Source organism: Hwanghaeella sp., from assembly GCF_965227365.1.
GTDB lineage: Bacteria > Pseudomonadota > Alphaproteobacteria > UBA8366 > Aestuariispiraceae > Hwanghaeella.
In genome coordinates this window covers 1,440,484-1,453,074 of sequence record NZ_OZ245754.1, presented here as the reverse complement: position 1 = coordinate 1,453,074, position 12,591 = coordinate 1,440,484, and the positions used below count along the sequence as shown (strand labels likewise).

The window sequence follows — 12,591 nt, the reverse complement described above, 5'->3', positions numbered from 1 at the left end:
AGGGAGCGTTAGGATGGCCGAAACAGGGGTTTCGCCATCGGAACGGATGGTTGATAGGAGGTCATGATGCGTTTCAAAGTCACGAGATTGCCGCTTGTTCTTGGGATTGCGGGCATTCTGGCGGCAGGCGCGGCGCAGGCCGAGCCTTCGGCGCTGGTTGAGGACATCACCTCCGACCGCGACGATGTGCAGTTGATGGACTATCTGGAACCCGGCCAGACCATCAAACTGGCGGCGGACGAGACCATCGTCATCGGCTATCTGACGACCTGCGTCCAGGAAACGATCACGGGGGGCACCGTGACCATCGGCCAGGACGAAAGCACCGTGGCCGGCGGCAAGAAGGAAAGCGCCTGGGTGGACTGCGACGGCGGCCCCGTCGTCGCGCAGGTCGGCGCCGAACAGGAAGCCGGCGCGGCGGGTACCAGGAACACCACCATCAAGACCGACATCAAGTCCGAGCGAATGTTGTTCGGCGTCAGCCCGATCATAAAATTGAGCAGCCCCGTCAGCGAGATCGAAGTCACGCGACTGGACACGTCCGAGGTCATCCACCGGATCTCCGCGAACGGTCTGATCGTCGATCTGGCGGAGGCGAAAATTGCCCTGACGCCGGGCGGGATCTACCAGGCCAAGGCCGGCGATCGACAGACGGTCTTCACGATTTCCCGCTTGTCCGACGAACAGAACGCCTCACGCCTCGCGCGCCTTCTGCCCCTTTGACCCTGTGCGATTGGATTGAGGGGTTGGACAACCGCTTCCACAATTCGAAGGCCGCAGTATCATGACAGAGGCGGTCGCCGCCGACAGGTCCACCAAGAGCGAAAAGCCCAAGTCGCTGAAGTTCCAGGCCGCGCTTGCGGGATTGTTGATTGCAATCGGATCGGTGGTCCTTACCTTCGGCCCCAAGCTGTATGACAGGGAAGGTTGGGATATCGACGCCCTGCATTGGTTGCGGGACACGATCATGCCCGCCCATATGGACCCTGCGGCGTCCCCCACGGTCGTCATCGCAATCGACGAAGCGACACACGCGGATCCCGAATTGAGCAAGATCCCGCGCGTGATGTGGACCCCGCATATCGCGGAAGTCCAGAATGCCGTGATGGAAAACGGCGCCGCCGTGTTCGGATGGGACATTATCTACCCGACCTCGGCCGGGACCTATGTCAGCGATAAACGGTACGATCAGGCCTTGCTGAAGAGCCTCCTGACCTATGGCCGCAAACAGGGGCGCATCATCCTCGGCAGCGTCACCTTCGGCATCTTCGACGGGTCGGGAAAGGTTCGGGTTTTCCAGCCGCATATCGGGTTCCGGCGGGCGGTCGGCAGCGAACCGAATATCAGAAGTTTGCTGGCCCATCCGGACGAAGATGCCGGCGTGCGCGGCATTCCGCTTTTCCTGGAAGCGGAAGACCAGGACGGCAAGGTCCAAACCGATACCACCAGCATGGCTTTCGAACTGGCGGCGCGCCTGACCGGAAAACAGCCCAGCGAGGCCGAGGACGGCACCATACGCCTGGGCGATCAAGTCATCCCCCATTATGGTACCCGCGCCATACGCCTTAATTTCGATACCGGCCCCGGCGCGATCCCCACCTTCTCCTTCGCGGATCTGCTGACCTGCGCGCGCGCCGGAAACACCGACTACTTCAAACAGCATTTTGCCGGCAAGGCGGTGCTGTTCGGTATCGTCACCGATATCGAGGATAGAAAAGTTTCGTCGAACAGATGGACCAATCACGAGGACTTCGCCAACGCGCCCGCCCCCTGCACGGAGGGTTATGAATACCCGCCGGCGGCGGAACGAAGCACCACGCCCGGAGTCTATCTTCACGCGACGGCGGTCAACAACATCGTTCTGGGGAACGCGCTGCGGGCCGTGCCGACATGGCTCTATATCGCCAGCATTCTGCTGATCGCCGGGATCGTCACCGCCATCGCCCTCAAGTTCCGGCCGACGAAATCGGTGCCTCTTGCCATCGCGGTCGGTCTGGGCTGGACGTTGCTGGTGACATACATCTTCCGGGAGAGCCACACGGTCGTGCCGCTGAGCAGTCCGCTGATCGCCGGTGTGCTCTGCCTTGGTTCCAGCATGGTCTATCGGTTCTTTTCAAGCGACAAGGAACGCGCGCTGATCCACGAAGCGTTCAAATTCTATCTCGATCCTTCCGTCATCGACGAGATGATCGACAGCGGTTCCCCACCCGTTCTGGGCGGTGAAACCCGCGAAGTGACGGTTCTGTTCTCCGACATAGCGGGCTTTTCCTCATTTTCCGAAAATCTGCCGCCGGAAGACCTGATTTCGTTCCTGAACGAATACTTCAATATCTTCGACGAGGAATTGCGGGCCCATAACGGCATCCTGGACAAGTATATCGGCGATGCGGTGATGGCGATTTTCGGCGCGCCCAAGGACGACCCGAACCATGCCAGGAACGCCGTGGCCTGCTGCCTGAGCATTCAGAAGCGACTGGCTGAGAACCAGGACGTCTTCAAGAAATTCCTGGTCAACCTGCCGGACGGGACAGAGGTGGTCACGCGGCTCGGCGTCAATTCCGGCGACATGACGGTCGGCAATGTCGGCGGCGCACAACGGGCCAACTACACGGTCTTCGGCGATAACGTGAACCTGGCCGCACGGCTGGAATCCGTGAACAAGCAATTCGGCACGACCCTGCTGGTCGGGGATGTGACCTGGGAACAGTGCAAAGACGATTTCGAATGGCGCGTGATCGACCGGGTTCGCGTCGTCGGCCGTGACACGCCGGTCACGCTGCGTGAACCTTTGGGGGAAAAAGGTTCGGTATCGCAAGAGGTTCTTGTGCAGCGGGACCAATTTGAGGCAGGGTTGGAGCTTCGGTGGTCAAGGAAATTTGATGACGCGATAGGAGTATTCGACGCACTCGCCGGCAAGGGGGACAAGGCCGCCGCATATGCGGGCAGCCGCACGCGGGAGATGTTGGCGTCACCACCGCCCGAGAGTTGGGACGGGGTTTTGGATCTGGATAAGAAATAGGCCACCGTGCTTCCCGGTCAAAATTCAGGGAAAAACTCGGTTTTCGGCCTGTAACGACGTTACGCGACGCAGGCGCGCCCTTGATGTTGGGATGCGCCGGGATTTGGGGGCGGTGCGATGGACAGAAGTCTTTTCAAGTTCATTTGGCGCTATAGCAGTACTCAGCAGCTGACCGCGTTGGCGCTGACCCTCGTTTCGTTTCCATTCCTGTATTTTTCGCTCGACCTCCCCAAGACGATCATCAACCGGGCCATCGACCCGGAAAAAGGCAACTTTCCAGCCCATCTCTTTGCATTCGACTTCGATCTGTTCGGCCTGCAATTCGGCTGGGACGGGATCGCGCTGGAACAGCTCCCCTATCTGTTCACCCTGTGCGGCATATTCCTGGCCCTGGTCTTCATCAATGGCGGCTTCAAGCTTCGGATCAACACCTATAAGGGCGTGATGGCGGAACGCCTGCTGCGCCGCCTGCGCTATGTTCTGTTGAACCGGACGCTGCGGTTCCCGATCCCTGAATTCAAGCGCATGTCCCAGGGCGAAGTCGTCAGCATGGTGACGCAGGAAGTCGAACCGCTGGGCGGTTTCTTCGGCGACGCCTATGTCCTGATCGCCTTCCAGGGCGGCCAGTTCCTGACCATCATGGCCTTCATGTTCGTTCAGGATTGGCGCATCGGCCTGGCCGCCTTCGCGATGATACCGGTGCAGGGCTACGTCATCCCGAAACTGCAGCGCAAGGTGAATGCGCTGGGCAAGGAGCGCGTGAAGCATGTCCGCGCCATGTCGGGCCGGATCAGCGAAGTGGTTAGCGGCGTTCAGGACATCCACTCGCAGGATACTTCGGCTTATATCCTGTCGGACATGGGCGACCGCCTGGGCAAGATCTTCTGGATCCGGTTCGAGATCTACCAGCGCAAATTCTTCATGAAGTTCGTGAACAACTTCATGAACCAGCTGACCCCCTTCTTCTTCTTCTCGGTCGGCGGCTATCTCGTCATCGAAGGCTCGCTGACCGTCGGCGCCCTGGTCGCCGCACTGGCCGCCTATAAGGACCTGGCCGCGCCGTGGAAGGAATTGCTGAACTATTACCAGCAAATGGCCGATGCGAAGATCAAGTACGAAGCGGTCACCAGCCAATTCGCGCCTGACGGCATGCTGCCGCAGGAACTGCAGGAAAATCCGCCGGAAGAACTGCCGCGTCTGCGCGAGGGTTTGGAAGCCCAGAGCCTCAGCTTCGTCGATGAGGACGGCGTCCGTATCATCGATGGCGCGACCTTCAAACTGCCCCACGGGTCGCGAACGGCCATCCTGTCGAACAACGGCACGGCCAAGGAAACCATGACCGCCCTGCTGGGTCGGTTGATGCTGCCGACGGGCGGCAAACTGCGCGCCGGCCAACACGACCTGACCCAGATGCACGAGGCGGTCACGGGACGGCGCATCGCCGTACTGACGCCGAACAGCATTTTCTTCAATGCCTCGATCGAGACCAACCTGTTCCTCGGCCTGCAGCACAATCCGCCGGAAGTCCCGGCTGAGAACCTCGAGGAATGGGAAAAGGAACTCGAGGAATCGAAGGCCTCGGGCAACTCGCTTTTCCCGTTCCACGGCGACTGGACCGACTATCAGGGTTCCGGCTACGAGAACCGCGAGGATCTGATGAAGCAGACCGCGCGGCTGCTGGAGCGGTTCGAACTGGACGAAGAGCTCTATTCACTGGGCCTTCGGCAGCAGATCGATCCGGCCAAACATCCCGAAATGGTCGAGAAGCTTCTGCAGGCCCGTCACCGTATGCGCGAGGTGCTGGACGAACGGGGTATCGCGGACCTGGTCCAAAGCTACGACTACGAACTGTTCAATACCTACAGCACAATCGCCGAGAACCTGCTGTTCGGTAAACCCGCCGCGGATGAATTCCGGAAGGAAAACCTGGGCGCCATCCCGGCGATCCAGGAACTGCTCGACGAATTCGACATGCGGCCACGTTTCCTGGATATCGGGCTGCGCTGCGCGGAATTGATGCTGGAACTGTTCCAGGGCCTGCCGCCGGGTCACCCTTTCTTCGATCAATATTCCTTCGTCGACGAGGACCTGCTACCGGAATTCAAGACCATAGTGCGGCACGCCAAGCAGGACGGCATCGAAAGCCTGAATGAGGAAGAGCGGGACCTGCTGATGTCCCTGCCCTTCAAGCTGATCCCGCAACGCCACCGTCTTGGCCTGATCGATGACGACCTACGCGAAATCATCGTCAAGATGCGGCACCGGCTGCACGAAAAGCATCCGGAACTGTTCGGCACCAAGATCCGGAAATTCGACCCGGACGGCTACAACAACGGCGTGTCGATTCTGGACAACGTGCTGTTCGGCCGGATCGTTCACGGCCGCGCCGATGCGACCGACAAGATCCTGGAAGCGATGGTCGGCATCGTCGCCGAACTGGGCCTTTGGGAAGACATTCTGACCGCGGCCTTCGAATTCTCCGTCGGCATCGGCGGGTCGCGCCTGTCTGCGATGCAACGGCAAAAGATCGCCGTCGTCCGTTCGATTCTCACCAAGCCGGATATCTGCGTGATCAACGAGGCATTCGGCTCGCTCGACAGCGAGGCGCAGGAACGCACCACGGCCCGGATCCTGGAGGAGCTTTCCGACTGCACCTTCATCTGGGTCGACAGTTCGGCGCCGTCCTCGATCGAATTCGACCATGTCTTCGAACTGGCCAACGGGCGTCTGACTTCCGTGAGCGGCGCCGCGGTTGAGGCTACCCCGACAGCCCCGGCGGAAGCGGAGAAGGAAGAGGAAGGCGTCGATACCTCCGCCGCGCTCGGCGCGGAAACCAAGTTCCTGCGCGAGCTGCCGCTCTTCGCCAATCTCGATTCCAGCAAGCTTCGTCTGCTGGCCTTCACCAGTGACCGCAAGACCTACGAACCCGGTGAGATCATGGTGAAACAGGGCGACCAGGGCGATGCCGCCTTCGTCGTGCTCGACGGGGAGGCCGAAGTCGTCCTGGAAGGCGCGAATGGCGAGGAGACAATCCTATATGTCATGAAACGCGGTCAGGTTCTGGGCGAGCTGGCCATGCTGTGCGACACGCCGCGCTCAGCCACGGTCCGCGCCCGCACATTGTTGACGGCGCTGCGTCTGAACCGCGACGTCTTCGTGGAACTGGCGCGGCAGGATCCGTATTTCTCGTTCGAGATGACGCGTGACCTCGGCCAACGCCTGCTGAAGACGACGGCGGAACTGAATTCCCGAAAGTGAGCGGTTTGACGCTTTGAAGCCTCGGCCGATCAGAGACCGGTTCGATCCTCAGGCACGGTCAGCATGCGCATCGCCTGGGTGCGGCGTTTGACCCCCAGCGCTTTCAGCATGCTGCTGACATGGGACTTCACCGTGTTCAGCGTGACGCCGATCTCCTCGGCGATCTCCTCGTTCGACAGGCCGCGGTTGATCAGACGCAGCACTTCACGCTGACGGCGCGTCAACATCTTGAACCGCGGATCGTCGGCGGAAATGACCGTGCCGCCCTCGGCCTCGCGCCCGCCTTTCGCCGCCGCGTTGCCGGGCATCTGGGTTAACACGGATAGCGGCAGATAGGTGCCCCCGGCCATGACGAAGCTCAGCAGTGCGGCAACGATCGCCGGCGGATCCGTCAAGGGCACCACCGCCTTGGCCCCAAGACCGACAATGCGTCTGGTCTGGACCACGTCCGGCCGATGACAGAAGACGATAACCGCCGGTCGCGACTTGAAGGACGTGCCGTTCAGCTGATCGCCGGGCACAGCCTTCCTCACATCCATCGCGCAATCGTTCCCCGCGCCCAGGAAATGCTGCATGACTTCTTCGGCGGCGGCCTCGTTCCGCCAGTCGAGTACCACCAGATCGACGTCCCGGTCCCATCCATCGATTTCTTGCAGAGAGGCCAGATCTTCGGCGTCCAGTATCTGGCCCTCCGGCCAGACCTTGCTCACCAGCCCCACAATTCCGGCGCGTTCCATAGCATATGACGATTGAATGAGTGTTTTCATGCCGACCGGTCCCTTCCCTGGTCTCGCCGCAATGAAACGGCTTTACGCACCGACGTATAAGCTGCTTTTGCGTGTATTAAAGGAGCGCACTACAGTTAACCATAAGTTTTTTATATTAGCATTTCCAATTATCCTCAAGACGATTTAATCCGAACCGGCGTCCCAGTCGTCAATTTCCCACCACAAAGAGGAAGAATTTGATCTTCCGCGTCAGCGGCATGGGTACCGATGACGCTTGCGGGAAGGATTTCGGCGCAAGTCCGCAATCCGAAAGTCCCGGCACACAGGCATAAGAGATCGCAGGGGTTCGTGCGGTCCTCTTCGGATCGTGTCGCAACCCCGCTTCGTTTCAACGCGCAGCCCCGTCCGGAAACCGGAACGGCCCGCACAATCCAGGCGAAAGGGCCCGAATATGACCAACACCGTCATCAGTTCCGCAAAGAAGGAAGTCATCATCGGCTTCGACCGTCCGTTCTGCGTCATCGGGGAACGCATCAACCCGACGGGCCGCAAGAAACTGGCCGCGGAAATGAAGGCCGGCGACTTTTCGACCGTTGAGGCCGACACCATCGCACAGGTCCAGGCCGGCGCGCATATGCTCGACGTCAATGCCGGCATCCCGCTCGCGGACGAGCCGAAGATCCTGGCCGATACGATCAAGCTGGTGCAGAGCCTGGTCGATGTGCCGCTGGCGATCGACTCCTCCATCGTCGAAGCGCTGGAGGCGGGCCTGGAAGTCTATCAGGGCAAAGCGCTGTTGAATTCGGTGACCGGTGAGGAGGAACGCCTGGAAGTGATCCTGCCGATGGTCAAGAAATACGGCTGCGCCGTGGTCGGTATCTCGAACGACGAAACCGGTATCTCCGAAGACCCGGACGTCCGCTACGAGGTCGCCAAGAAGATCGTGGAGCGCGCCGCGGATTACGGCATCCCCAAGGAGGATATCGTGATCGATCCGCTGGTCATGCCGATCGGCGCCCTGGGCGCGGCCGGACGCGGGGCGCTGTCGCTGATCCGCCGCCTGCGCGAGGAATTGAAGGTCAACACCACCTGCGGCGCGTCCAACATCAGCTTCGGCCTGCCGAACCGGCATCAGCTGAACCAGGCCTTTCTGTCCATGGCGGCCGGCGCGGGCATGACCTCCGCCATCCTGAACCCGCTGCACGAACCGGAAATGGTCGGCCTGATGGGGGCGGATGTCATCAACGGCGTGGACAAGGACTGCACGACCTGGATTCGGAAGTTCCGCGAACCGGTGGCGGAGAGTGAAGAGGGCCGCGGCGCCCGGGGCGGTCGCGGCGAACGCCGCCGCCGTCGCGTCGCCTGACGCGCACCGGCGCCTCGCGCGGCCGCGCCCAGGAGGGCTGGATCATGGCGGATCAAGACACCGTGCCGGCGACTGACGACGGCATCACCCCGGCGGGCAATCCCGCCGACGGAGAGATGAAGGTCGTTTTCACGCCGTCCGGCAAACGCGGATCGTTCCCCACCGGGACGACTGTGCTGGAAGCCGCGCGCGCACTCGGCGTCGACCTGGATTCCGTTTGCGGCGGCCGCGGCATCTGCGGACGCTGTCAATGCGTGCTCAGCGAAGGCGATTTTTCCAAATTCGGCATCAAGAGCCGTCCGGACCACCTCTCCGGCGTCAATGACGTCGAGGCGCGCTACAAATCCAAGCGCGGCATGAAGGACGACAGACGGCTGGGCTGTCAGTCCAAGCTGTTGGGCGATGTCGTCGTCGACATCCCGGAGGAAAGCCAGGTCCACAAGCAGGTCGTTCGCAAACGGGCCGAGGTCCGCAATATCGAGATCGATCCCGTCGTGCGCCTCTGTTACGTCGAGGTCGCTGAACCCGACATGCACCACCCGTCGGGCGACCTGGAACGCGTCATGACCGCGTTGAACGAGCAATGGGGCATCACCGGCCTGGAACGCGCCGACCTGCCCGTATTGCAGTCCCTGCAGAAGGCCCTGCGTGAAGGCGAATGGAAGGTCACCGTCGCGGTCCGCTGGGACAACAAGATCGTCCATATCTGGCCCGGCTTCTACGACAAGGCCTACGGCGCGGCCGTCGATGTCGGGTCGACGACGATGTCGGTCCATCTGACCGATCTGCAAACCGGCGAGGTCGTCGCCTCCGTCGGTGCGATGAACCCGCAGATCCGCTTCGGCGAGGATCTGATGAGCCGGGTTTCCTACGTCATGATGAATCCGGGCGGGGATCAGGAACTGACCCAGGTCGTCCGCGAAACGCTGGGTTATCTGTTGAGTCAGGCAAGCCTGGAAGCCTCGGTCGACGTTACCGATATTCTGGAAATCGTCCTGGTCGGAAATCCGATCATGCATCACCTGATGCTGGGCATCGATCCGACGGAACTGGGCTGGGCGCCCTTCGCGCTGGCGACCAACCAGCCGGTTCGCATCCGGGCCAGCGAACTCGGCCTGGAAGGCAAGACCAATCCCGGCGCCCGCGCCTATTTCCTGCCCTGCGTCGCCGGCCATGTCGGCGCCGATGCCGCCGCGGTCGTTCTGTCGGAAGGTCCGCAATACCGGGAAGAAATGACGCTGGTCGTCGATGTCGGCACCAATGCCGAAATCATCTATGGCAACAAAGACCGCCTACTGGCCTGTTCCAGCCCGACCGGCCCGGCACTCGAAGGTGCGCAGATCTCTTCCGGACAGCGCGCGGCCCCCGGCGCGATCGAACGCGTGCGCATCGACAAGGAAACCCTGGAGCCGCGTTTCCGCGTTATCGGCGGGGATCTGTGGTCTGACGATCCGGCCTTTCCCGAGTCGGTGAAACGCACCGGCGTCACCGGGATTTGCGGGTCCGGCATCATCGAGGTCATGGCCGAACTGTATCTCGCAGGCGTGATCACGCAGGACGGCATCATCGACGGTTCGATGGCGGCGAAGACCGACCGCATCGTGGCGGAAGGGCGAACCTACTCCTATGTCCTGCATCGTGGCGAACCGGAAATCCGCGTCACCCAGGCCGATGTCCGCGCCATCCAACTGGCCAAGGCGGCACTATATGCCGGCGCCCAACTGCTGATCGACAAGATCGGCAAGCCGCCGGAACGCGTCGTCCTGGCCGGCGCCTTCGGCAGCCATATCGACACCAAATACGCCATGATCCTGGGATTGATCCCGGACTGTCCGCTGGACAAGGTCGCCTCGGTCGGCAACGCCGCGGGAACCGGGGCCCGAATCGCACTGCTGAACGTGAAGTCCCGCGACGAAATTCGCGAAACCATCACGCGTATCGAAAAAATCGAAACCGCCGTCGAACCGCGCTTCCAGGAACATTTCGTCGACGCGATGGCGATACCGAACAAGTCGGCTCCATTTCCGAACCTGCGGAAAGAAGTCGGCCTGCCGGAACAGAAACAGGCGGCGGACGGTGACGGCGGCGGAGACGATAGCCGCCGACGCCGACGCCGACGTGCCCATTAGCCGAAACGAACATCCACACATGGCCGCGTGCCGTTTGTCGAAGGAATGAAGACCGTGACCAACCTCGCCATCCAGTTTGAAGAGGCTCAGCCGATGTCCGAAACCGATCAGATCAGGGCTTTCCTGAGCAACGCGACCTTCGAGGTGACGCCGACCCAGGCGTCGAAGGTCGAGGATTTTCGCGACGTACTGGCCGAGGGAACGACCGTCTTCGTCACCTTCCTGCCGGGGTCCGACTTTGCCGAAACGGTGAAGACGGTAAAAAAACTGCATGCGGAAGGCATGCATCCCGTGCCGCATCTGGCCGCCCGGTCTATCCCATCCAAGGCCTTCCTGGAGGAGAACCTGAAGGTCCTGCAAGGTGAAGCCGCGGTTTCCGAAGCCTTGTTGATCGGCGGCGGCGTCGACAATCCGGTCGGTGAGTTCGATGCCACTATCCAGGTCATCCGGACGGGGCTGTTGGAGAAATACGGCATCACCCGCCTGGGCGTCGCCGGGCACCCGGAAGGATCGCCGGACATCAAGGATGCGGACATCGCCGCCGCCCTGGCGGAAAAGAACGCCTATGCCAAAGACACCGGGACGGACATGTACATCACGACCCAGTTCTGCTTCGAGGCCAAACCGATCATCGAATGGGATCAGCGCATCCGTGCCGCCGGCAACGAGTTGCCGATCCATATCGGCGTTCCCGGCCTGGCCACGGTTAAGACATTGATGAAGCACGCGGTCGCCTGCGGCATCGGCAATTCCATGAACTTCCTGCGCAAACAAGCGATGAACGTGACGAAGCTTATGGTGGTGAATGCGCCGGACCGTCTGGTCCGTGATCTGGCCGCCTATCACGCGACCGACCCGACATGCGGGATCGAAGTGGCGCATATGTACCCGCTGGGCGGCTTGAAGAAGACCGCCGCCTGGACCCGCGCGGTGCAGGATGGCCATTTCGACCTGAAGTCCAAGGGCGGCTTCGAGGTGACCGTTCCCATCGAATAGGACCGTCCCCCTGACACGGCGTCATTCGTTCGCGAACGGGTTCTTCGGTTGGATGATGATTTGTCCGGGTACGGTAAGGGCAGCACCGCCGTCACCGACATCCGGTCTACCCTGCGGTGATCTCCACCGAGGATAAAGGAAGCGGTAGGGGTAGGTGTAAACATGCCGCGGGCCCAGACGTCTGACGGTCGGTTCGGTGTGGCGTCGCCCCACCGCCTTCTCCACCCCATACCGCCGGAAGGCCTGCGCTTGTTCCAGGCCTTGGTACCACGCCGCGTGACTAAGCGCCGCATCCGCGGAACGGAACAGGATCAGGTCGTCGAGCACGATGACTGAAGGGGTTCCAAAGCCGCGGCGAGACGCCTGCCGCCACAGGCGATCATCACCGACAACACTGAAACGGGCCCAATCAAACAGGCCCGCCGGGAAGGCATGCCGAAACCGCTTGTGTATGTCCTTGGGGATGGGGCTGACATCGGCCGGCGCGATCCGACCATGCCAGTCGCGGATCCAATCCGCGAGACCGAGCCGTTCGCCCTGCCCTGCGCCATGCCCTGGCCAGGCGCCGGGCGCGCCGCGCCACACGGTCACGCCCGTCCCCGCCGCATCGCCGGCTTCGGCAGGCATCGGCGCCAGATACAACAGAACGCCAAACGCCGGAATAAGGCCAGGAATTCGCATCGCCGTCCCTTCGTCGGGTCTCAGATCCGACATATGGGGACGGCGGATGCGAATTTCCGCAATTACCGCTTGGCGATCGGCGGGCAGAAGGAGGTCGGCACCATCAGCTTGTTGGACTGTTCGACCAAGGCGCCCAGTTCGCGGCTTTTCATGGTGTATTCAAGCCATTCCGGATCCTGCCACATGGCGCCGCGTTTCTTTTCTCGGTCCCCGGCATTCTCGTAAACCCAGATATGGACATATTCGTTCGGGTCCCCGGTTTCGGTCGTCATGTAGACCAGGGGCTCCCCCAGACAGCGGAACTGGGCGGGCTTGCCGTATTTCTCGTACAGCGCCAAGTGCTCTTTCATGTAACCGGGCTTCACTTTGTAGGTTCTTACATCCAACAGCATGACAATCTCCCTCGCCTGTTCG

At 61.4% G+C, this 12,591-nt stretch carries 9 protein-coding genes; 6 read left to right on the top strand and 3 right to left on the bottom strand.

Translation table 11 applies throughout. The features are described 5' to 3' along the window. The first annotated feature begins 66 nt into the window (after positions 1-66). From ACQK2G_RS06360 to ACQK2G_RS06350, 3 genes are all read left to right on the top strand, one after another. A complete protein-coding gene (locus tag ACQK2G_RS06360; protein ID WP_425404185.1) occupies positions 67-723 on the top strand; it encodes a hypothetical protein in 657 nt (218 codons plus the stop codon). A gap of 61 nt (positions 724-784) precedes the next feature. Continuing rightward, the gene (locus tag ACQK2G_RS06355; protein WP_425404184.1) at positions 785-3,019 is read left to right on the top strand and encodes an adenylate/guanylate cyclase domain-containing protein; all 2,235 of its coding nucleotides are present in this window, start codon (positions 785-787) and stop codon (positions 3,017-3,019) included. A 117-nt stretch (positions 3,020-3,136) separates the two neighbouring features. Further along, a complete protein-coding gene (locus ACQK2G_RS06350) occupies positions 3,137-6,277 on the top strand; it encodes an ABC transporter transmembrane domain-containing protein (protein WP_425404183.1) in 3,141 nt (1,046 codons plus the stop codon). 29 nt (positions 6,278-6,306) lie between these two features. Here ACQK2G_RS06350 and ACQK2G_RS06345 read toward each other — a convergent pair whose 3' ends face one another. Further along, positions 6,307-7,044 (bottom strand): LuxR C-terminal-related transcriptional regulator, encoded by a 738-nt coding sequence (locus ACQK2G_RS06345; protein WP_425404182.1) that lies wholly within the window; start codon positions 7,042-7,044, stop codon positions 6,307-6,309. A gap of 412 nt (positions 7,045-7,456) precedes the next feature. Between ACQK2G_RS06345 and ACQK2G_RS06340 the strand changes: the two genes are divergently transcribed. The 3 genes from ACQK2G_RS06340 to ACQK2G_RS06330 are packed head-to-tail and all read left to right on the top strand — an operon-like array spanning position 7,457 to position 11,496. Then, a complete protein-coding gene (locus tag ACQK2G_RS06340) occupies positions 7,457-8,371 on the top strand; it encodes a dihydropteroate synthase (RefSeq protein WP_425404181.1) in 915 nt (304 codons plus the stop codon). Between the two features lie 44 nt (positions 8,372-8,415). Then, complete coding sequence (locus ACQK2G_RS06335) at positions 8,416-10,500, top strand: ASKHA domain-containing protein (protein ID WP_425404180.1); 2,085 nt, start codon at positions 8,416-8,418, stop codon at positions 10,498-10,500. A gap of 54 nt (positions 10,501-10,554) precedes the next feature. After that, positions 10,555-11,496, top strand: a complete 942-nt coding sequence (locus ACQK2G_RS06330) for a methylenetetrahydrofolate reductase (RefSeq protein WP_425404179.1) — start codon at positions 10,555-10,557, stop codon at positions 11,494-11,496. A 21-nt stretch (positions 11,497-11,517) separates the two neighbouring features. Here the strand turns inward: ACQK2G_RS06330 and ACQK2G_RS06325 are convergent, their stop codons facing one another. Continuing rightward, positions 11,518-12,210 (bottom strand): hypothetical protein, encoded by a 693-nt coding sequence (locus ACQK2G_RS06325; protein ID WP_425404178.1) that lies wholly within the window; start codon positions 12,208-12,210, stop codon positions 11,518-11,520. A gap of 29 nt (positions 12,211-12,239) precedes the next feature. Beyond that, the gene (locus ACQK2G_RS06320) at positions 12,240-12,569 is read right to left on the bottom strand and encodes an NIPSNAP family protein (RefSeq protein ID WP_425404177.1); all 330 of its coding nucleotides are present in this window, start codon (positions 12,567-12,569) and stop codon (positions 12,240-12,242) included. Positions 12,570-12,591: the final 22 nt, after the last annotated feature.